This window comes from Scandinavium hiltneri (genome assembly GCF_024764835.1).
GTDB lineage: Bacteria > Pseudomonadota > Gammaproteobacteria > Enterobacterales > Enterobacteriaceae > Scandinavium > Scandinavium hiltneri.
In genome coordinates this window covers 188,460-209,373 of sequence record NZ_JALIGE010000067.1, presented here as the reverse complement: position 1 = coordinate 209,373, position 20,914 = coordinate 188,460, and the positions used below count along the sequence as shown (strand labels likewise).

Below are 20,914 nucleotides of genomic sequence, written 5' to 3'. Positions count from 1 at the left end.
ATGCCCCGCAGCACTTGGTTGAATGTCGTATTTATCGTTTTGTTCGCCCTTTGGGCGCCCATGAGTCAGGCCGACAATGGATGGCAACCGATAAAGGAAACCATCCGCAAAAGCGAGAAAGATCCCCGTCAGTATCAGGCAATTAAGCTTGATAACGGCATGGTTGTGCTATTGGTTTCGGACCCACAGGCGGTGAAGTCGCTGTCTGCGCTGGTGGTGCCGATTGGCTCGCTGGAGGATCCGGATTCTCATCCGGGGCTGGCTCATTTCCTCGAACATATGACGCTGATGGGGTCCAAAAAATACCCGCAGCCGGATAGCCTCGCTGAATATCTCAAAATGCACGGTGGCAGCCACAATGCCAGCACTGCACCTTATCGCACCGCGTTTTATCTCGAAGTAGAAAACGATGCGCTGGAAGGCGCGGTCGATCGCCTGGCAGATGCTATTGCCGAACCGCTTCTTGATAAGAAATACGCCGACAGAGAACGCAACGCCGTTAACTCTGAGCTGACTATGGCCCGCAGCCGTGACGGTATGCGTATGGCACAGGTGAGTGCCGAAACCATTAACCCGGCGCACCCGGGAGCTCGTTTCTCCGGTGGTAACCTTGAAACGCTGAGCGACAAACCCGGCAGCCCGGTGCTCGATGCGCTGCTGTCGTTCCGCGATAAATACTACTCCGCCAACCTGATGAAAGCGGTTATCTACAGCAATAAGCCGCTGCCAGAATTGGAAAAAATGGCCGCAGAAACCTGGGGCCGCGTACCGAACAAAAACATCACCCGCCCAGAGATTACCGTACCGGTGGTGACCGATGCGCAGAAAGGCATCATCATTCACTATACGCCAGCGGTGCCTCGTAAAGTGCTGCGCGTTGAGTTTCGTATTGATAACAATACTGCGCAATTCCGCAGTAAAACCGATGAGCTCATTACCTATCTGATGGGGAATCGTAGCCCGGGAACGCTGTCCGACTGGCTGCAAAAGCAGGGGCTGGTCGAAGGCATTCGCGCCGATTCTGACCCGGTGGTGAACGGCAACAGCGGCGTACTGGCAATCTCCGCCACCCTGACGGATAAAGGCCTGGCGCATCGCGATCAGGTTGTCGCCGCCATTTTCAGTTACCTCAATCTGCTGCGTGAAAAAGGCGTGGATAAGCATTACTTTGATGAACTGGCCCACGTGCTGGATCTCGATTTCCGTTATCCGTCGATCAACCGTGATATGGATTATGTCGAATGGCTGGCCGACACCATGATCCGCGTGCCGGTCGCGCACACGCTCGATGCGGTCAATATTGCAGACCAGTACGACGCAAAAGCTATCGAGGATCGTCTGGCGATGATGACGCCGCAAAACGCACGCATCTGGTATATCAGCCCGAACGAGCCGCACAACAAAACCGCCTACTTTGTCGATGCGCCGTATCAGGTCGATAAAATTAGCGCGCAGACCTTCAGCGAATGGCAGCAGGAATCTGCCAAAATCGCGTTGCAGTTACCGACGCTCAACCCGTATATCCCGGACGACTTCACGCTGATTAAGTCTGAGAAAGTCGCCGATAAGCCACAGCTGATTGTCGATGAGCCGCAGCTGCGGGTGGTGTACACCCCGAGCCGCTATTTTGCCAGCGAACCGAAAGCCGATGTAACCCTGGTGCTACGTAACCCGAACGCCATGGAAACGGCCCGTAATCAAGTGATTTTCGCGCTGAATGATTATCTGGCTGGCATCGCGCTTGACCAGCTCAGCAACCAGGCTGCAGTAGGTGGGATAAGCTTCTCAACTGGCGCCAATAATGGCCTGATGGTCAACGCCAGTGGCTATACCCAGCGTTTGCCGCAGCTGTTTGATGCCCTGTTACAGGGCTATTTCAGCTATCAGCCAACCGAGGAACAGCTGGAACAGGCCAAGTCCTGGTACGCGCAGATGCTGGATTCCGCCGAGAAAGGCAAAGCCTTCGATCAGGCGATTATGCCGGTGCAGATGCTGTCTCAGGTGCCGTACTTCCAGCGCGAAGAGCGCCGTAGCTTATTGCCGTCCATCACGCTGAAGGACGTTCTGAGCTGGCGTGATGCACTGAAAGCAGGTGCGCGTCCGGAGTTTCTTATCGTGGGTAACATGACGGCCGATAAATCTGTTTCGCTTGCTCGCGAGGTGCAAAAGCAACTCAACGCACACGGTGCTGAGTGGTGTCGTAATAAAGACATCGTGGTAGAGAAAAAGCAGAACGCCATCTTTGAAAAAGCGGGTAGCACCAGTGATTCCGCGCTTGCTGCGGTATTCGCGCCACCAAAAGCTGACGAGTTCAGTAGCTCCGCCGCCAGCGCTATGCTGGGGCAAATTATCCAGCCGTGGTTCTACAACCAACTGCGTACGGAAGAGCAGTTAGGCTACGCGGTGTTTGCGTTCCCGATGAACATCGGCCGCCAATGGGGCGTCGGTTTCCTGTTGCAGAGCAGCGACAAACAGCCTGGCTTCCTGTGGGAGCGTTTCAAAGCCTTCTTCCCGACTGCCGAAGCGAAGCTGCGAGCCATGAAGCCAGAAGAGTTTGCGCAAATCCAGCAGTCGGTGATTGCCCAAATGCAGCAGCCGCCGCAAACGCTGGGTGAAGAGGCTTCAAAGCTCAGCAAAGATTTCGATCGCGGTAATATGAGTTTTGATTCACGTGATAAAGTAGTGGCTCAGATAAAACTGCTGACGCCGCAAAAACTTGCTGACTTCTTCCATCAGACGGTGGTGGAGCCGCAGGGCATGGCACTTCTTTCTCAGGTCTCCGGCAGCCAGAACGGGAAAACAGAATTTGTTCACCCGAAAGGCTGGAAGGTCTGGAAGAGCGTTAGCGCGTTGCAGCAATCCATGCCGTTGATGAGAGAGAACGAATGACCGAGACCGCCGAGTCCCTAAATCCCCTGCGCTTGCCGTTAACCGGTGAGCGCCTGATTGAAGCCTCAGCGGGCACCGGAAAAACTTACACCATCGCCGCACTCTATCTGCGGTTGTTGCTGGGATTGGGCGGCGAAGCCGCCTTTGTCCGCGCGGTCGATGTCGAAGAGCTGCTGGTGGTGACCTTCACCGAAGCCGCCACCGAAGAATTGCGTGGCCGCATTCGTAGCAACATCCACGAACTGCGCATTGCCTGTTTGCGTAACCGCACCGATAATCCCCTTTATGCCAGCTTGCTAGCCGAAATTCCTGATACTCAACAGGCGGCAGATGTGCTGTTGCTGGCCGAACGGCAGATGGATGAAGCGGCGGTGTTTACCATTCACGGTTTCTGTCAGCGCATGTTGAGCCTCAATGCGTTTGAGTCGGGCATGTTGTTCGAACAACAGCTGATTGAAGATGAATCCCGCTTGCGCTTCCAGGCCTGTGCCGATTTCTGGCGGCGCCACTGTTACCCGCTTCCGCGTGAGGTGGCCGAGGCCATTTATGCCAGCTGGAAAGGGCCGCAGGATCTGCTGAAGTCCATCGATCGCTATCTTCAGGGCGAAGCCCCACAGCTCAAAACCCCGCCATCGGATGAAACGCTTATTGCCCGCCATCAGCAGATTGTGGCGCAGCTGAGTGCCCTGAAAGCGCAATGGCAGGCGGCGGTCGGGGGAATCGCGGATATTATCGAAAACTCCGATATCAACAGAAGCAAGTTCAACCGCGGTAATCAGGGTAAATGGATCGAGAAGATTAGCGCGTGGGCCGAGGCGGAAAATACCGGCTATCAGCTACCCGATTCGCTGGAAAAATTTACCCAATCGTTCCTGATTTCGCGCACCAAACCGGGCGGAAATCCGCCGCTGCATCCACTGTTCGACACCATTGAAGCGCTGTTGGCGGCACCGCCGTCGCTCAATGATTTGGTCATCTCCCGGGCGATGGTTGAAATACGTGAAGCCGTGGCGCGGGAGAAACAGCGTCGAGGCGAGCTAGGCTTTGACGACATGCTGAGCCGGCTGGATGATGCGTTGCAGGGTGAAAGCGGCGATGCGCTGGCGGCCGCCATTCGTCAGCGTTTCCCGGTGGCGATGATCGACGAATTTCAGGATACCGATCCGCAGCAGTACCGCATTTTTCGTCGGATCTGGCGGCAGCAACCCGATACTGCGCTGCTGCTGATTGGTGATCCTAAACAGGCAATTTACGCGTTTCGCGGCGCGGATATTTTTACCTACATGCGCGCGCGCGGCGATGTGGCCGCCCATTACACCCTCGACACCAACTGGCGTTCGGCCCCGGGCGTGGTGGAAAGCGTCAATCGTCTTTTTGGCCTGACTGATAATCCTTTCATGTTCCGGGATATTCCCTTTCTTCCGGTGAAGCCAGCGCCCAAAAATCAGGGGCTGCGCTTTGAGATGAACGGGGACGACCAGCCCGCGATGCGCTTTTGGCTGATGCCCGGCAACAACGTCAGCGCCGGGGATTATCAGGCGTTCATGGCGCAGATGTGCGCCGGACAAATTCGCGACTGGCTGAGCGCCGGTCAGCGTGGTGATGCACTGCTGTGGCGCGGCGAAACGTCGCGTCCGGTTCAGGCCTCAGACATTACCGTCCTGGTGCGTAACCGACAGGAAGCGGCGCTGGTGCGTGATGCGTTGAATGCGCTGGGTATTCCGTCGGTGTATTTATCTAACCGCGACAGCGTGTTTGAAACGCCGGAAGCCCAGGAACTGCTGTGGTTGCTGCAGGCAGTGCTGGCCCCGGAAAGGGAAAGCAGCCTGCGCACTGCGCTCGCCAGCTCGCTGTTTGGTCTGAATGCACAGGACATTGAGCGCCTGAATTTAGATGAGCTTGCCTGGGATGCGCTGGTGGAAGAGTTCAGTGAGTATCGCCAGCTCTGGCAAAAGCGGGGCGTGATGGCAATGCTGCGTGCGCTGATGGCGGCGCGTAATATTGCGGAAAACTTACTGGTGACGCATGGCGGTGAACGCCGTCTGACCGATATTCTGCACTTGAGTGAATTGCTTCAGGAAGCCGCCGGGCAACTCGAAAGTGAACATGCACTGATGCGCTGGCTGGGGCAGCAGATTGGCGGCCCAGACAGCGGATCGTCGAGCCAGCAAATGCGCCTTGAAAGCGACAAACATCTGGTGCAAATCGTCACGGTGCATAAATCGAAAGGGCTGGAGTATTCGCTGGTCTGGCTGCCGTTTATCGCCCGCTATCGTAAACAGGATCAGGCGTTTTACCACGACCGGACTTCCTTTGCGGCGGTGCTCGATTTGCACAATGGTGAGGAAAGCCTTGAACTCGCCGAAGCTGAGCGTCTGGCAGAGGATTTACGCCTGCTGTACGTAGCGCTGACGCGTGCGATTTGGCACTGCAGTTTAGGCATTGCGCCGCTCAGCCCGCGTCGCAGCGATAAAGCTACCGACACTGAATTGCACCAAAGTGCGCTGGGCCGTCTGGTTCAAAAAGGCGAAGCAAAAGACGCGATGGGCCTTGAAACCTGTCTGCGTGAACTCTGTAACGAACACATTACCCTGCATATCCCGACGCTCCCGGAAGGGGGACGCTGGCAGGCGATTGCGCCTGAAATGCCGGAGCTGCGCGCCAGAGAGATGCAGCGGCGCATCGTCGACGACTGGCGAGTCACCAGCTATTCCGGCCTTCAACAGAGAGGGCACAGCGTGGCGCAGGATCTGCTGCCGCGTCTGGACATCGACGCCGCGGGCGTGGCTGACGTTTCTGACGAACCGGAGCTGACGCCGCATCACTTCCCGCGCGGAGCATCGCCGGGCACCTTCCTGCATAGCCTGTTTGAAGAGATCGATTTTACACAGCCGGTCGATGAACCGTGGATGCAGGAACAGCTTGAGCGCAACGGCTTTGAGGCCAAATGGGCTCCGGTATTAACGCAGTGGCTGACTACCGTGCTGCAAACGCCGCTCCCGGGCGCAGACATTTCCCTGGACCAGCTCACGGCCAAAAATAAGCAGGTCGAGATGGAGTTCTATCTGCCGATTGAACAACTGCTATTACCGCAGGAACTGGATGCGTTAATCCGTCAGCATGACCCGCTTTCTGCGGGTTGCCCGCCGCTCGATTTCCGACAGGTGAGCGGCATGCTGAAAGGTTTTATCGACCTGGTGTTCCGCCATGATGGACGTTATTACCTGCTCGACTACAAATCCAACTGGCTCGGCGAAAACAGCGAGGCATACACTCAGGCCGCAATGGCGCAGGCGATGCAGTCGCACCGCTACGACCTGCAATATCAACTTTATAGCCTCGCGCTGCACCGTTATCTGCGCCACCGGCTGTCGGATTACGATTTTGACGCCCACTTCGGCGGTGTGATTTACCTTTTCCTGCGCGGCGTGGACGGCGGTGAAGGCGGGCAGGGGATCTTTACGACCCGGCCCGATCGCGCGCTGATCGACGGTCTGGATGCGCTGTTTGCAGGCGATACACAGGAGGTGATGTGATGACCATGGAAGCCCTGTTGATGGAAGCCGCCCAGCAAAAACTACTGCGCCATTTGGACGTACAGTTTGCGCTGATGGTGGCTGAGCACGACACGGCGGGCGTGATGCTGGCGGCGGCGTTGCTCAGTCGTGATGCCGGAGACGGTCACGTATGCCTGCCGCTTTCGCGTTTCCATGCTGATGAACAGGCTATCGGACGAGCACAGGCGCTCTGGCAGCAGCTGTTTGCCCTGGCCGGTCCCGTGAATGACATTGAAGCACAGCTGCTGGCCTCTCCGGCCGTAAGCGATGGCGCGCAAGCGACGCCGTTGGTGCTGTGCGGCGACCGTTTGTATCTCAATCGCCTGTGGCGCAATGAACTCACGATTGCCCGCTTTTTCAGCCAGAGCGAACTGGAAGCGTCCGGAGATGATGCGCTGCTGGCCACCACTCTTGCGGCGCTGTTTCCCCCAACGGATGAGGTCGACTGGCAGAAAGTCGCTGCAGCTGTGGCGCTGACGCGGCGGATCTCAGTGATCTCGGGTGGCCCCGGCACCGGGAAAACCACCACTGTGGCGAAACTGCTGGCGGCTCTGATCCAGACCAATACCCAGCCGAAATGCCGTATCCGCCTGGCCGCGCCAACCGGTAAAGCCGCCGCGCGTCTGACGGAATCGCTAGGTTCTGCCCTGCGTCAGTTGCCGCTCACCGATGAACAGAAAAAACTGCTGCCTGCGGAAGCGGGCACGCTGCATCGTCTGTTAGGCGCGCAGCCGGGCAGCCAGCGCCTGCGCTATCACGCGGGAAACCCGCTGCATCTGGACGTGCTGGTGGTAGATGAGGCGTCGATGATTGACCTGCCAATGATGGCGCGGCTGATTGCGGCCCTCCCGGCACACGCCCGGGTGATTTTTCTTGGCGACCGTGACCAGCTGGCGTCGGTGGAAGCCGGCGCCGTGCTGGGTGATATCTGTGCCTGGGTGAACGCCGGTTACACGCCGACGCGCGCGCAGGAGCTGAGTCGACTGACCGGTACCCCTGTACCCGCAGGCGAAGGCTCTGAGGCGGGTGCGTTGCGTGACAGCCTGTGCCTGTTGCAAAAAAGCTACCGTTTTGGCAGCGATTCCGGCATTGGCCAGCTGGCGCGCGCGGTGAATAACGGCGATGCGAAAGCGATGAAGCAGGTCTTTGCACAAGACTTTTCTGATATCGCCTTAAAGCCGCTGCGCACCACGGCGGAGTATGAATCCATGCTGGAAGAGGCTGTAGCGGGTTATACAGATTACCTGTCGCTGCTGAAAGCGCGTGCGGAGCCTGCTAAGATCCTGGCTGCCTTTTCGCAGTATCAGGTGCTCTGTGCGCTCCGTGAAGGGCCGTACGGCGTGAGCGGGGTGAATGAACAGCTTGAACAAATGCTGGCCCGTAAACGGCGCATTCTTCCGTCACGCCACTCGCGCTGGTATGAAGGGCGCCCGGTGATGATTGCCCGCAACGACAGTGCGCTGGGGCTTTTCAATGGTGATTTAGGGATTGCACTCGACCGGGGAACCGGGCTGCGGGTGTGGTTCCCGATGCCGGATGGCAGCATTAAATCCGTGCAGCCGAGCCGTTTGCCGGAGCACGATACCGCGTGGGCCATGACGGTGCATAAATCGCAGGGCTCGGAATTCAATCATGCGGCGCTGATTTTACCATCGCAAAGCGTGCCGCTGGTGACGCGAGAGCTGGTATATACGGCGATCACGCGTGCCAAGCAGCAGCTCTCACTGTACGCCGACCCGGCACTGCTGTCGCAGGCAATCACCGTCAGAACCGAACGACGTAGCGGGCTGGCAGCACTATTCGCGCAGTTGGGATAAGCTTTTTTATCTATTACCCAAAATACCTCGAGTTGCATCGACGCGGTCAACGAAGATGCGACTCGAAGTATGAAGGGGTATCAGGTCAGATCGGCCATTAGCACTTTCGATTTGCGCTGATAGTTGTACATTTCTTTTTTACTTTCCGGCAGCAAATCCACTTCCACAGGCATAAACCCGCGCTCCTGGAACCAGTGAATGCTGCGGGTCGTCAGCACAAACAGTTTGCTGAGGCCCATCTGTCTGGCCTGCGCGGCAATGCGCTCCAGCAGCACTTCTCCGCGCGATGAGCTGCGATAATCCGGATGCACCGCCACGCAGGCCATTTCGCCAATGCGTTCTTCCGGAAACGGATACAGCGCGGCGCAGGCGATGGTGGTGTTATCGCGCTGAATCACGGTGAACTTGTCGATTTCCATTTCCAACTGCTCGCGAGAGCGGCGCACCAGTATCCCCTGTTGTTCCAGCGGCTCGATAAGTTCGAGGATCCCACCGATGTCATTGATGGTGGCGCGGCGAATTTGCTCGGCGCTTTCCATCACAATCTGAGTGCCGATCCCATCGCGGGAGAACAGTTCCTGCAACAGCGCGCCGTTTTCCTGGTAACTGAGGAGATGGCAACGGCGCACGCCGCTGCGGCAGGCTTTCACTGCGCCACGCAGGAAACGTACGGTGCCAGAGTAATACTCGCCGTCGTTTTCTAAGGTTTCGACCCGCGCCTGTGCCTCATTAGGGAACAGCTCAGGAATAATATCGCCCTGGGAATTCAGCACGCCCTGCGAAGAGCAGAAGCCAATCATCTTTTCCGCTTTGAGCTTAATGGCGAGTTGGGTGGCAATCTCTTCTGAGGTCAGGTTGAAACTTTCCCCAGTCACGGAGACGGCCACTGGCCCCATCAGCACGATGGCTCCGCTGTCGAGCTGACGGTGAATCGCTTCTTCGTCTATGCGACGAATGCGGCCGCTGTGGCAATAATCAATGCCGTCATCGACGCCCAGCGGCTGCGCGATAATGAAGTTTCCGCTCACCACATTGATGTGTGCACCCTGCAAAGGCGTGTTATTGAGGCTCATCGACAGCCGGGCAGTTATATCGAGTTGTAACATTCCGGCGGCCTGTTTCACCATGTCGAGCGTTTTGGCGTCAGTCACGCGGGTGTTTTTGTGATAAATCGGCTCGTGATGATGCTCCGCCAGATTGGCGTCAATCTGCGGACGCGCGCCATACACCAGCACCAGGCGAATGCCCAGACTGTGAAGAAGGCCTATGTCATTGACGATGCTTGAGAAATTCTCATGATCAATGGCTTCTCCGCCGAGCATAATGACAAACGTCTTGCCGCGGTGGGCGTTAATGTAGGGAACAGAATGACGAAATCCCTCAACCAGTTCGGTTTTACGTTCCTTCACCACAGTACAACCTCGATGCATGATTATTCGTAATTAGTGTATTTTTATTCTGTTTTGCATCTCAGTGCAAGCATCAATTTCACCGAATGTCCTCAATAAGTCAGTTAGAAATTAGAACGAATCAGGATTGTTTACCCTTTTATAGATGACAGTTTATGCGGGTTTGGTTAAAGTTTTCGGTCAAACCAGCCGTACAAATTGCTAAATTGATTTTTTGCTTGGGAGAGGCATGTCTGGAAGTCAGTCAGGATTAACACGTCGTCGCTTATTAAAAGGGGCGGGGGCGATGTGGTTGCTCAGCGTAAGTCAGGTGGGTCTGGCCGCTGAAAGTCGAGTGGTGGCGGTGCGCGTCTGGCCTTCGTCCACCTATACCCGCGTGACGATAGAATCCAGCCATGAGCTGAAATATAAGCAGTTTGCGCTTAGCAACCCTGAGCGGGTGGTGGTCGATCTCGAAGGCGTGAATCTCAACTCGGTGCTTAAAGGCATGAGTGCGCAGATCCGCGATGACGATCCGTACATCAAATCCGCGCGCGTCGGGCAGTTCGATCCGCAAACCGTGCGCATGGTGTTTGAGCTTAAGCAAAACGTCAAACCTCAGTTGTTTGGCCTGGCGGCAGTCGCGGGCTTTAAAGAGCGTCTGGTGATGGATCTTTACCCGTCCACGGCGACGGAAGTGCAGGATCCGCTGTTGGCGCTGCTGGAAGATTACAACAAAGGCGATTTGGATAAACAGGTACCGCCAGCCCAGAGCGGCCCACAGCCTGGTAAAGCAGGGCGCGACAGGCCGATTGTCATCATGCTTGACCCAGGTCATGGCGGCGAAGACTCCGGCGCAGTGGGGAAATATCGCACCCGCGAGAAAGACGTGGTACTGCAAATCGCCCGTCGCCTGAAGGCGCTTATCGAGAAAGAAGGCAACATGAAAGCGTATATGACGCGTAATGAAGACGTGTTCATTCCGCTGAAAGTGCGTGTGGCCAAGGCGCAGAAACAGCGCGCCGACCTGTTTGTCTCGATTCACGCCGATGCGTTTACCAGTCGCCAGCCGAGCGGTTCATCGGTGTTTGCGCTCTCGACCAAAGGAGCCACCAGTACCGCAGCGAAATATCTGGCACAAACTCAGAATGCCTCGGATCTCATCGGGGGCGTCAGTAAAAGCGGCGATCGCTACGTCGATCACACCATGTTCGACATGGTGCAGTCCCTGACCATTAACGACAGCCTGAAATTTGGTAAAGCGGTACTGGGTAAACTCGGTAAAGTGAACAACTTGCATAAAAATGGGGTTGAGCAGGCCGGGTTCGCCGTACTGAAAGCGCCGGATATACCGTCAATTCTGGTTGAGACCGCATTTATCAGTAACGTCGAAGAAGAGCGTAAGCTGAAGACCGCAACCTTCCAGCAGGAAGTGGCAGAGTCGATTCTGGCTGGGATCAAAGCGTACTTTGCTGATGGGGCGACGCTCGCGCGACGTGGGTAAGTGCATCAGGAAAGAAGAGAGTGGCGCCGGAAGGCGTCATTTTTTTTACTTTTAGGGGGAGAAGACTGAATTTTAGATACAAAAAAACACCCGTTAAGGTGCTTAATGTTTCATGAAGTGGTTGCGGGAGCCAGATTTGAACTGACGACCTTCGGGTTATGAGCCCGACGAGCTACCAGGCTGCTCCATCCCGCGTCCGGTTGTTTACCCTCAAATCAGGTAAACCTTCTACTTCATATTATGTGTTGGTTGCGGGAGCCAGATTTGAACTGACGACCTTCGGGTTATGAGCCCGACGAGCTACCAGGCTGCTCCATCCCGCGTCCGATTGTTTACCCTTCCATCAGGTAAACCTTTCTACACACTTTCTATATCTCTTAATTGGTTGCGGGAGCCAGATTTGAACTGACGACCTTCGGGTTATGAGCCCGACGAGCTACCAGGCTGCTCCATCCCGCGTCCGTGGAAGCGCACTATACGCTGGTCGCGTTTTGATGCAACCCTTTTTTGCAGAAATGATGAAGAGTGTATAAAAACACTACAAGTAGCATATTTTTTGCTCAAAACGGGGCGCGTGGCACGTTATCACATTTCAATAGCCCTGGCGGTTTGTTATCTTCATCACGCATTCAGCAGATGAAAGAAGATGAGAGACCATGAAAGGACGTTGGACAAAAATTCTGGCAACAGGTGCGCTGATGACGATGCTCGCCGCCTGTTCCTCCAAACCGACCGATCGCGGTCAGCAATATAAGGACGGAACGTTCAACCAGCCTTTTTCCCTGGTGAACCAGCCGGATGCCGTTGGTGCACCGATTAACGCCGGTGACTTCTCCCAGCAGGTTAATGAGATACGTAATGCATCGCCGCGCCTTTATGGTAGCCAGAGCGGTGTGTTCTCAGCTATTCAGCAATGGCTGCAGGCCGGGGGCGATACCCGCACCCTGAAGCAGTATGGTCTGGACGCCTGGCAGATGCAGGGCGCAGATAACTACGGCAACGTGCAGTTCACCGGCTATTACACGCCGGTCGTAGAAGCACGCCACACGCGTCAGGGTGAGTTCCAGTATCCGATTTACCGGATGCCGCCGAAACGCGGCCGTCTGCCGTCCCGCGCGGAAATCTACGCGGGTGCGCTGAGCGACAACTATATACTCGCCTACAGCAACTCCCTGATGGATAACTTCATCATGGACGTGCAGGGCAGCGGATACATTGATTATGGTGATGGCTCCCCGCTTAACTTCTTTAGCTACTCCGGTAAAAACGGCTGGCCGTATCGCAGCATCGGTAAAGTGCTTATCGACCGCGGTGAAGTGAAGAGAGAAGATATGTCGATGCAGGCCATCCGTCACTGGGGCGAAACCCATAGTGAAGCGGAAGTGCGCTCTTTATTAGAAGCGAACCCGTCATTCGTGTTCTTTAAGCCGCAGTCGTTTGCACCGGTGAAAGGGGCGAGCGCGGTACCGCTGATTGGCCGTGCGTCTGTCGCGTCGGATCGCAGCGTTATTCCACCGGGCACCACCCTGCTGGCTGAAGTGCCGCAGCTGGACAATAACGGTAAGTTTAACGGTCGCTACGAACTGCGTCTGATGGTGGCACTGGATGTTGGCGGCGCAATCAAAGGTCAGCACTTCGACATCTATCAGGGTATTGGTGCAGACGCCGGCCATCGTGCAGGCTGGTACAACCATTACGGTCGCGTTTGGGTACTGCGTGGCGCACCAGGTGCCGGGAACGGTAATGTCTTTAGCGGTTAACAAGTAGTTTGAGGTTTTATGTCAGTCGTTCTTAGCGATGCCTGGCGCCAACGTTTTGGCGGCACGGCACGTTTATATGGTGAAAAAGCGCTGCAGGTGTTTGCCGAAGCGCACGTGTGCGTCGTTGGAATAGGCGGCGTGGGCTCGTGGGCGGCGGAAGCGCTGGCGCGTACCGGTATCGGGGCGATTACGCTGATTGATATGGACGACGTTTGCGTCACCAATACCAATCGGCAGATCCACGCGCTCGGTGGCAACGTCGGGCTCGCTAAAGCCGAGGTGATGGCGGAGCGTATTCGTCAGATCAACCCGGAATGCCGCGTCACCGTCGTCGATGATTTTGTGACGCCAGATAACGTTGCTGAATATATGGGGGTGGGCTTTAGCTACGTGATTGACGCCATCGACAGCGTGCGTCCGAAAGCGGCGCTGATCTCATACTGTCGTCGTTACAAAGTGCCGCTGGTCACAACCGGCGGGGCAGGCGGGCAAATCGATCCGACCCAGATCCAGGTCGCCGATCTGGCGAAAACGATTCAGGATCCGCTGGCGGCAAAACTGCGCGAGCGTCTGAAGAGTGATTTCGGGGTGGTGAAGAACGGCAAAGGGAAGCTGGGCGTAGACTGTGTGTTTTCTACTGAGGCGCTGGTGTATCCGCAATCTGATGGCTCAGTGTGTGCGATGAAAAGCACTGCTGAAGGGCCGAAGAGAATGGATTGTGCCTCCGGCTTTGGCGCGGCGACGATGGTGACCGCGACGTTCGGCTTCGTCGCGGTGTCCCATGCGCTGAAGAAAATGTTAGCGAAGGCGGAACGCCAGAGTTAAGCCGATTGCGCGGCGTTGAGTACTGCGTCGCGCAGCGCATTCAGCCCCTGATTGCGGGATGCGCTGAGCTGAGTGCGCAGTCCTAGCTCATCGAAAAACGTCAGCGGATCGCACTCCAGCAGTTGATCCGCGCTTTTGCCTTCAATGGCCGTCAACAACACGGCTAATAATCCCCGAACGATCCTGCCTTCGCTGTCGCCGTAAAAATGTAGGGTGCCCTGCGGCAGACGCGTGTGGCCGAGCCAGACACGGTTTTCACATCCGGCAATTTCGTCCGCTTCAGCCTTGAATTCCTCTGGCAGCGCAGGCAGTTGTTTCCCGAGCAGGATCAGCTGACGGTATTTGTCTTCCCACTGGTTCAGCGGGACAAAAATCTGACGCAATGTCTCTTGCGTGACGGTCGTGCCAAACGGGTGTCCGGCGAGAGCGGGGCTTGTCATTTAATCCACCAGTAAATCAAGAGCGCGGTCAACGGCGTTCACCAATGCATGAACATCTTCCTGCGTATTATACGGTGCAAATGAGGCGCGCAGTGTGCCGCTGACGCCTAACGCCGCCAGTAACGGTTGGGCACAGTGCTGCCCGGCGCGCAGGGCGATGCCGTACCCTGCCAATAATGTCACCATATCGCTGTGGTGCACGCCGTCGAAATCAAACGCCAGCAGGCTGGAATCCTGACAGCGGAACGAGCGAAAGCCGGGGCGGCGCGAGAGTTCGTCTTCGGCAAGCGTCGCCAGTCCGCGACTCCAGCTTTCCGCTTGCACAATATCGAGTTCACTCAGCCACTCCAGCGCAGCGCTGAGGCCAATGACGCCAGCGACGTTGGGCGTTCCCGCCTCAAGACGATACGGCACCGGCTGGGTTTTGAATCCGTCGAAAGTGACTTCAGTAATCATCTTGCCGCCGCCGAGCCACGGCGTCATGTCGTCCAGCAATTCCTGTTTACCGTACAGTGCGCCGATGCCTGTCGGGCCATACAGCTTGTGACCGGAAAAGGCATAGAAGTCGATATCCAGCGCCTGAACGTCGGCCGGGAAATGCACCACACCCTGGGCGCCATCAACCATGACCACTATGCCTGCGGCATGAGCCAGTTGGATTGCGCGCGCCAGATCCGGACAGCCGCCGGTGACGTTGGACATCTGGCCCAGCGCCAGAATACGACTTCGGGAGGAGATTAATGAGGAAAGCTGTTCGACATCCGGCAGGTGGCCAGCGCCCAGTGGCAGCTTAATCACCTGCGCGCCGGTTTGTTCCGCCACCATCAGCCACGGAACCAGATTCGCATGGTGTTCAGCCTCGCTGACAATAATTTCATCGCCAGGCTTGAGGCGTGGGCGGGCATAACATTGCGCGACCATGTTAATGGCCTCAGTGGAACCACGAGTCCAGACAATGTTTTTGCCGTCAGGCGCGTTAATCAGTGTGGCGACCTGCGTGCGGGCCTCCTCATAACGCGCAGTCAGCTTTTGCGCGGCGGCAAACTGGCTGCGGTGTACGTTGCCTGCGCTCAGGCTGTAAAACTGATGGCTGGCGTCAATGACGGCCTGCGGTTTTAGCGCGGTGGCGGCGCTGTCGAGATAGACCCCGGCATCGCTCAGCGCCGGAAACTGGGCGCGAAACTGCGCCGGGTTGAATGCGTTCATGGTTTTCCTCATTCCAGTCCTGGGATCGTCGCGCATATTTCGCGGCAGAGCAAGGCCAGGAGTAACCCTCAGAATTCTCCGGTATTTGTGGCGAAGTGCTGACAGTGCGTTATGCTGAATTATGTTAGGCGATTGTTTTAGCCTGTTAATTGAAGCTTTAAATCCAGCATTAAACGCTAAAGGAGAAAAACATGAACAAGACTGCCGCAATCATTTCTGCCTGTATGCTGACGTTTGCCCTGAGCGCCTGTTCTGGCCCCAACTATGTGATGCATACCAATGATGGCCGTACCATTATCGCTGATGGTAAGCCGCAAACGGACAGTGATACCGGGATGATTTCGTATAAAGATGCGAACGGTAACAAGCAGCAAATCAACCGTACCGACGTGAAAGAAATGGTCGAAATGGATAACTAACGCTTGAATTTAAAGCAAAAAAAAGCACCGCAATATGGCGGTGCTACATTAATCACTATGGACAGACAGGGTAAATGTACAGGAAGTGAAAAGGGGGTAGTCTCGCTACCGAGGTCTGAACTCCAGACCAATTGCAAACACAACAACACAACATCACAACCGTAAGCCAAAAGCCCATCAGAACACGCATTCCGAAAAAAGCTTCTCGTTCCGGCTCAGGAAGTGCCGCCACTATAGGTATTTGCTGGTAGAAGCTCAACGGACAAATTATAATGGCTCAGATAAAAAAAACTAATAGGTTACATGATGTAATCTAATTGTTAAAACTAGTTAACATCTAAGCTAAAACAACCATGTCGAAGCGTTTACCACCTCTGAATGCATTACGTGTATTTGATGCCGCTGCCCGCCATCTCAGCTTCACTCGCGCCGCCGATGAGCTCTTTGTGACTCAGGCCGCAGTAAGCCATCAGATCAAGTCACTCGAGGATTTCCTGGGCCTGAAACTCTTTCGCCGCCGCAATCGTTCGCTTTTGCTGACCGAAGAAGGGCAGAGCTATTTCCAGGATATCAAAGAGATCTTTTCGCAATTAACCGAAGCAACGCGTAAACTGCAGGCGCGCAGTGCCAAAGGCGCACTGACGGTCAGTATGTTGCCAAGTTTTGCCATTCAATGGCTGGTGCCTCGTCTTACAAGCTTTAACTCAGCTTATCCGGGAATCGACGTCAGGATCCAGGCCGTGGACCGTCAGGAAGATAAGCTGGCGGACGATGTCGACGTGGCGATTTTTTATGGGCGCGGTAACTGGCCCGGTCTGCGTGTCGAAAAATTGTACGCCGAATATCTGCTTCCCGTTTGCTCGCCGTTGTTACTCACCGGTGAGAAGGCGTTGAAGACGCCTGCGGATCTGGCGCAACATACGCTATTGCATGATGCTTCTCGTCGCGACTGGCAAACGTATACTCGCCAGTTGGGCTTAAATCATATCAATGTTCAACAGGGACCGATTTTCAGCCACAGCGCGATGGTGCTGCAGGCGGCTATCCATGGACAAGGGGTAGCACTGGCCAACAACGTGATGGCGCAGTCCGAAATTGAGGCGGGCCGTTTGGTCTGCCCGTTTAATGATGTGCTGGTCAGCAAGAATGCGTTTTACCTCGTTTGCCATGACAGCCAGGCGGAACTGGGTAAAATAGCTGCATTCCGCCAGTGGATACTGGCGAAGGCGGCAAGCGAGCAAGAAAAATTCCGCTTCCGTTACGAACAATAAATGAATTTAGGGTAATGACATGACCAGTCGCTTCATGCTGATTTTTGCCGCTATCAGTGGCTTCGTTTTTGTTGCCTTGGGTGCGTTCGGCGCACATGTTTTAAGTAAATCGCTCGGCGTGGTTGAGATGGGCTGGATCCAGACCGGTCTCGAATATCAGGCGTTCCATACCCTGGCGATTTTCGGTCTGGCGGTCGCTATGCAGCGCCGGATCAGTATCTGGTTCTACTGGAGCAGCGTATTTATGGCGCTGGGAACCGTATTTTTCAGCGGCAGCCTGTATTGTCTGGCGCTGTCGCATTTACGCCTGTGGGCCTTTGTTACTCCGGTAGGTGGCGTATGCTTCCTCGCCGGTTGGGTGCTGATGCTCATTGGTGCTATTCGTTTAAAGCGTAAAGGTGTCGCGCATGAATAAGGTTGTCCTCTACAGCCGTCAGGGTTTTGAGAAAGAGTGCGCAGCAGAGATTTCTGACAAGGCGTCACGCCTTGGCGTATTTGGTTTTGCCCGAGTTAAAGAGAACTCGGGCTATGTGATTTTCGAGTGCTATCAGCCGGACGATGCGGAGAAACTGATCCGTGAATTGCCGTTCAGCTCACTGATTTTCGCCCGTCAGATGTTTGTGGCCTGCGAACTGCTGACTGACCTTCCACCGGAAGACCGTATCACTCCGGTGGTCGGGATGCTGGTGGGCGTGGTTGAGAAAGGTGGCGATCTGCGTGTTGAAGTTGCTGATACCAACGAAAGCAAAGAGCTGATGAAGTTCTGCCGTAAGTTCACCGTGCCGCTGCGTTCGGCGCTGCGTGAAGTGAACGTGCTGGCGGGCTATGACACGCCTAAGCGTCCGGTGGTGCATGTGTTCTTTATCGCGCCGGGCTGCTGCTACGTCGGTTACTCGCTGACGACCAACAACTCCCCGTACTACATGGGTATTCCGCGCCTCAAATTCCCGTCCGAGGCACCGAGCCGCTCCACGCTCAAACTGGAAGAAGCGTTCCACGTCTTTATTCCTGCCGATGAGTGGGACGAGCGTCTGGCAAACGGCATGTATGCGGTGGATTTGGGGGCGTGCCCGGGGGGCTGGACCTATCAGCTGGTCCAACGCAACATGTGGGTGTCGTCTGTCGATAACGGCCCGATGGCGCAAAGCCTGATGGACACCGGGCAGGTGACCTGGCTGCGTGAAGATGGATTCCGCTATCGCCCAACCCGCAGCAACATTTCGTGGATGGTGTGCGATATGGTCGAGAAACCGGCCAAAGTTGCCGCGCTGATGGCGCAGTGGCTGGTCAATGGCTGGTGTCGTGAAACCATTTTCAACCTGAAGTTGCCGATGAAAAAGCGTTATGAAGAAGTGTCGCAGAATCTGGCATACATTCAGGCGCAGCTCGATGAGCACGGAATCAATGCGCACATTCAGGCGCGTCAGCTTTACCACGATCGAGAAGAAGTGACGGTTCACGTCCGTCGTCTTTGGGCCGCAGTGGGTGGGCGTCGCGACGAGCGTTAATTTTACCCCTGAACCTTCTTTGCCCGGCGGCGCTATGCTTGCCGGGCTTAAAAAACACCGCGGACGAGGAAGCTACTTCACCAACCGCAGCTGCTGCAAATTCCCATCTATCTGAATATCCGTCTGTAGCCTCGCAATGTCGCGACAGATAAACGCCATCTCCTGATGTTCACTCAGTTTTTTACGCCACTTCTCCGGCACGTCATCCAGATGCTGATAAATCGCTTCGAGCGTTGGAAATTGTGCCAGCAGTTCGGTGGCGCTTTTCGGGCCAATACCCGCCACGCCCGGCACTTTTGAACTGCTTATCCCGGCGAGCCCCCAATAGTCCGGGAGCTGTTGCGGCGTAACGCCAAACTCCTGGGCAATAAACGGTGCGTCGAGCCAGCGTTTCTGGAAGTAATCACGGATGCGAATAGTGGGCGAAAGCAGCTGGCAGTAGCCTTTGTCCGTTGACACGATAGTGGCCTGATGCCCCGCGCCGGCGACTTTCACGGCAAGCGTCGCGGCGAGATCGTCGGCTTCATTGCCGGCAGAGCCCCAGCAGCGCACGCCGTGCTGCTCAAAGACGCTGCGAATGTTGTCCATTTCCGCATGCAAATCTTCCGGCATCGGTGAGCGTCCGGCTTTGTAATCCGGCAAACGTTGGTGGCGCCAGCTCTGGTTACGGGCTTCGTCGTCAAACACCGCGACGGCGTGCGTCGGCTGGCTGTGTACAATCAGCTGCTGCAGCGCGTGCAGGCAGGTATCCGCGCAGGGTGAACCCTGGACCGCATGAATACGGCGAATGAGATTCAGTGCGTCGACAATAAGCAGATGAATGGCCACGGTTACCCTCCTTGATAGCAATGCGCGTAGGGTAACACCGTGAAGATAATGAGGCTATGTAACGGCGGGAATTCGGGAAGGCGCCTCGCAAAACGAGGCGTCTGAGGCGCGTTTAATCGCAGGTAACAATCTTCATCGCCAGGCCGCCGCGAGAGGTTTCGCGGTATTTGGCGTTCATGTCTTTGCCAGTTTCGTACATGGTTTCGATGACTTTATCGAGGCACACGCGCGGCTCGCTGGTACGGCGCAGTGCCATACGCGCGGCATTGACCGCTTTCACCGAGGCAATCGCATTACGTTCGATACACGGCACCTGAACCTGACCAGCGACCGGGTCGCAGGTTAAACCGAGGTTATGCTCCATGCCGATTTCAGCCGCGATGCACACCTGCGTCGGGCTTCCGCCCAGCAGTTCCGCCAGGCCCGCCGCCGCCATGGAACAGGCCACACCGACTTCGCCCTGACAGCCCACTTCCGCACCGGAAATAGAGGCATTCATTTTGTAGAGTGAGCCAATCGCGCTGGTCACCAGCATGTAGCGCGCCAGCGAATTCGCATTCACTTCACGGATAAACTTGTCGTAGTACGCGAGAACTGCCGGAACAATCCCGCAGGCGCCGTTAGTTGGCGCAGTCACGACGCGGCCACCGGCGGCGTTCTCTTCGTTTACCGCCAGCGCAAACATGTTGATCCAGTCCACCACCGCCATGGGATCACTGGTGGTTTTGTCCTGGCTCACTAACATCCGGCGCAGTGCGGCGGCGCGGCGCGGCACGCGCAGTTTACCTGGCAGCACGCCTTCGGTGGTGATGCCGCGTTCAATGCCGCTGCGCATTACGTCCCACACCGCATTAAAGTGCTGCTCAAGCTCTTCTTTGCTGTGCAGCGCCAGTTCGTTTTGCATCATCAGGCCGGACAGCGACAGGCCGCTTTCCTGGCAATGGCGCTGCAAATCGGCGGCGTTTTTGTAGGGATAAGGAACCGAAACCGGCGCGCTGTTGCTCTGGCCGAAATGGTCTTCATCAACGATAAAACCGCCGCCGATGGAGTAATACGTCTGGCTGTAAACGACATTTTCGCCGCTTAGCGCGGTAATGCGCATACCGTTCTCATGCAGGGAAAGATTGTCGGCATGGAAGTTCATGCACTGATCTACCGGGAACTCGACTTCGTGTTCACCGTTCGCCAGCAGCAGTCGGCCATGCGTGTTCACATCCTGAATGAATGACGGGATTGAATCGATATCAACGGTATCCGGCAGGTTACCCGCCAGGCCCATAATGATGGCGATATCGGTGTGGTGGCCCTTTCCGGTCAGGGAGAGCGAACCGTATACATCCACCACCACGCGGGTGATGTCGGTCAGGATCTCGCGCGAAATGAGGTCATCCGTGAATTGTTTACCCGCTTTCATTGGCCCCACGGTGTGGGAGCTGGAAGGACCAATACCGATTTTGAAAATATCGAATACGCTGATCATGATGCGTCCATTGCCAGAAAGA

At 55.9% G+C, this 20,914-nt stretch carries 15 protein-coding genes and 3 tRNA genes; 10 read left to right on the top strand and 8 right to left on the bottom strand.

Annotation, left to right across the window (positions count from 1 at the left end; genetic code table 11):
* Genes ptrA through recD form a run of 3 tightly spaced genes read left to right on the top strand, consistent with a single transcriptional unit; the run spans position 1 to position 8,263 of the window.
* On the top strand, positions 1-2,889 hold the full coding sequence (ptrA, locus tag MUU47_RS03035; protein WP_258986662.1) for a pitrilysin: 2,889 nt from the start codon (positions 1-3) through the stop codon (positions 2,887-2,889).
* A complete protein-coding gene (recB, locus tag MUU47_RS03030) occupies positions 2,886-6,425 on the top strand; it encodes an exodeoxyribonuclease V subunit beta (RefSeq protein WP_258986660.1) in 3,540 nt (1,179 codons plus the stop codon). The genes ptrA and recB overlap by 4 nt, the downstream gene beginning before the upstream one ends.
* On the top strand, positions 6,425-8,263 hold the full coding sequence (gene recD, locus MUU47_RS03025; protein WP_258986657.1) for an exodeoxyribonuclease V subunit alpha: 1,839 nt from the start codon (positions 6,425-6,427) through the stop codon (positions 8,261-8,263). Before recB ends, recD begins: the two co-directional genes overlap by 1 nt.
* An 80-nt stretch (positions 8,264-8,343) precedes the next feature.
* Here recD and argA read toward each other — a convergent pair whose 3' ends face one another.
* The gene (gene argA, locus MUU47_RS03020) at positions 8,344-9,675 is read right to left on the bottom strand and encodes an amino-acid N-acetyltransferase (RefSeq protein ID WP_258986655.1); all 1,332 of its coding nucleotides are present in this window, start codon (positions 9,673-9,675) and stop codon (positions 8,344-8,346) included.
* Between the two features lie 226 nt (positions 9,676-9,901).
* Here argA and amiC point away from each other — a divergent pair, with 226 nt between their 5' ends.
* Positions 9,902-11,155, top strand: coding sequence for an N-acetylmuramoyl-L-alanine amidase AmiC (gene amiC, locus MUU47_RS03015; RefSeq protein WP_258986654.1), 1,254 nt, complete (start codon positions 9,902-9,904; stop codon positions 11,153-11,155).
* Between the two features lie 118 nt (positions 11,156-11,273).
* Here amiC and MUU47_RS03010 read toward each other — a convergent pair.
* From MUU47_RS03010 to MUU47_RS03000, 3 genes are all read right to left on the bottom strand, one after another.
* Positions 11,274-11,350, bottom strand: a tRNA-Met gene (locus MUU47_RS03010).
* Between the two features lie 51 nt (positions 11,351-11,401).
* Positions 11,402-11,478 (bottom strand) — tRNA-Met (locus MUU47_RS03005).
* A 59-nt stretch (positions 11,479-11,537) separates the two neighbouring features.
* Positions 11,538-11,614 (bottom strand) — tRNA-Met (locus tag MUU47_RS03000).
* A gap of 197 nt (positions 11,615-11,811) precedes the next feature.
* On the opposite strand from MUU47_RS03000, the gene mltA reads away from it, so the two are divergent.
* On the top strand, positions 11,812-12,915 hold the full coding sequence (gene mltA, locus MUU47_RS02995; RefSeq protein WP_258986653.1) for a murein transglycosylase A: 1,104 nt from the start codon (positions 11,812-11,814) through the stop codon (positions 12,913-12,915).
* An 18-nt stretch (positions 12,916-12,933) separates the two neighbouring features.
* A complete protein-coding gene (gene tcdA / locus MUU47_RS02990; RefSeq protein WP_110511444.1) occupies positions 12,934-13,740 on the top strand; it encodes a tRNA cyclic N6-threonylcarbamoyladenosine(37) synthase TcdA in 807 nt (268 codons plus the stop codon).
* On the opposite strand, the gene csdE is transcribed toward tcdA, so the two are convergent.
* Together csdE and csdA are read right to left on the bottom strand one after the other, a co-directional pair.
* On the bottom strand, positions 13,737-14,180 hold the full coding sequence (gene csdE, locus MUU47_RS02985; RefSeq protein ID WP_258986651.1) for a cysteine desulfurase sulfur acceptor subunit CsdE: 444 nt from the start codon (positions 14,178-14,180) through the stop codon (positions 13,737-13,739). The two genes, tcdA and csdE, sit on opposite strands and share 4 nt — an antisense overlap.
* The gene (gene csdA / locus MUU47_RS02980) at positions 14,181-15,386 is read right to left on the bottom strand and encodes a cysteine desulfurase CsdA (protein ID WP_258986650.1); all 1,206 of its coding nucleotides are present in this window, start codon (positions 15,384-15,386) and stop codon (positions 14,181-14,183) included.
* A 191-nt stretch (positions 15,387-15,577) separates the two neighbouring features.
* Here csdA and MUU47_RS02975 point away from each other — a divergent pair, with 191 nt between their 5' ends.
* From MUU47_RS02975 to rlmM, 4 genes are all read left to right on the top strand, one after another.
* Positions 15,578-15,805 carry a YgdI/YgdR family lipoprotein gene (locus MUU47_RS02975; protein WP_110511441.1) on the top strand — a complete coding sequence of 76 codons (228 nt, stop codon included), beginning with the start codon at positions 15,578-15,580 and terminating at the stop codon, positions 15,803-15,805.
* A 353-nt stretch (positions 15,806-16,158) separates the two neighbouring features.
* On the top strand, positions 16,159-17,076 hold the full coding sequence (gene gcvA, locus MUU47_RS02970; protein ID WP_258986649.1) for a glycine cleavage system transcriptional regulator GcvA: 918 nt from the start codon (positions 16,159-16,161) through the stop codon (positions 17,074-17,076).
* 19 nt (positions 17,077-17,095) lie between these two features.
* Positions 17,096-17,491, top strand: a complete 396-nt coding sequence (locus MUU47_RS02965) for a DUF423 domain-containing protein (protein WP_110511439.1) — start codon at positions 17,096-17,098, stop codon at positions 17,489-17,491.
* Positions 17,484-18,584, top strand: coding sequence for a 23S rRNA (cytidine(2498)-2'-O)-methyltransferase RlmM (gene rlmM, locus MUU47_RS02960; protein WP_159773749.1), 1,101 nt, complete (start codon positions 17,484-17,486; stop codon positions 18,582-18,584). Before MUU47_RS02965 ends, rlmM begins: the two co-directional genes overlap by 8 nt.
* Positions 18,585-18,656: 72 nt before the next feature.
* Here rlmM and xni read toward each other — a convergent pair whose 3' ends face one another.
* Positions 18,657-19,412 carry a flap endonuclease Xni gene (gene xni, locus MUU47_RS02955; protein ID WP_258986645.1) on the bottom strand — a complete coding sequence of 252 codons (756 nt, stop codon included), beginning with the start codon at positions 19,410-19,412 and terminating at the stop codon, positions 18,657-18,659.
* A gap of 112 nt (positions 19,413-19,524) precedes the next feature.
* Complete coding sequence (locus tag MUU47_RS02950; RefSeq protein ID WP_258986644.1) at positions 19,525-20,892, bottom strand: L-serine ammonia-lyase; 1,368 nt, start codon at positions 20,890-20,892, stop codon at positions 19,525-19,527.
* Positions 20,893-20,914: the final 22 nt, after the last annotated feature.

Excerpts from the sequence above, each read along its gene's own strand:
- MUU47_RS02950 (WP_258986644.1), bottom strand. The coding sequence starts at position 20,892 with ATGATCAGCGTATTCGATATTTTCAAAATCGGTATTGGTCCTTCCAGC.
- ptrA (WP_258986662.1), top strand. The coding sequence starts at position 1 with ATGCCCCGCAGCACTTGGTTGAATGTCGTATTTATCGTTTTGTTCGCC.
- rlmM (WP_159773749.1), top strand. The coding sequence starts at position 17,484 with ATGAATAAGGTTGTCCTCTACAGCCGTCAGGGTTTTGAGAAAGAGTGC.
- recB (WP_258986660.1), top strand. The coding sequence starts at position 2,886 with ATGACCGAGACCGCCGAGTCCCTAAATCCCCTGCGCTTGCCGTTAACC.
- csdE (WP_258986651.1), bottom strand. The coding sequence starts at position 14,180 with ATGACAAGCCCCGCTCTCGCCGGACACCCGTTTGGCACGACCGTCACG.
- mltA (WP_258986653.1), top strand. The coding sequence starts at position 11,812 with ATGAAAGGACGTTGGACAAAAATTCTGGCAACAGGTGCGCTGATGACG.
- MUU47_RS02965 (WP_110511439.1), top strand. The coding sequence starts at position 17,096 with ATGACCAGTCGCTTCATGCTGATTTTTGCCGCTATCAGTGGCTTCGTT.
- recD (WP_258986657.1), top strand. The coding sequence starts at position 6,425 with ATGACCATGGAAGCCCTGTTGATGGAAGCCGCCCAGCAAAAACTACTG.
- amiC (WP_258986654.1), top strand. The coding sequence starts at position 9,902 with ATGTCTGGAAGTCAGTCAGGATTAACACGTCGTCGCTTATTAAAAGGG.
- gcvA (WP_258986649.1), top strand. The coding sequence starts at position 16,159 with ATGTCGAAGCGTTTACCACCTCTGAATGCATTACGTGTATTTGATGCC.
- MUU47_RS02975 (WP_110511441.1), top strand. The coding sequence starts at position 15,578 with ATGAACAAGACTGCCGCAATCATTTCTGCCTGTATGCTGACGTTTGCC.
- tcdA (WP_110511444.1), top strand. The coding sequence starts at position 12,934 with ATGTCAGTCGTTCTTAGCGATGCCTGGCGCCAACGTTTTGGCGGCACG.
- csdA (WP_258986650.1), bottom strand. The coding sequence starts at position 15,386 with ATGAACGCATTCAACCCGGCGCAGTTTCGCGCCCAGTTTCCGGCGCTG.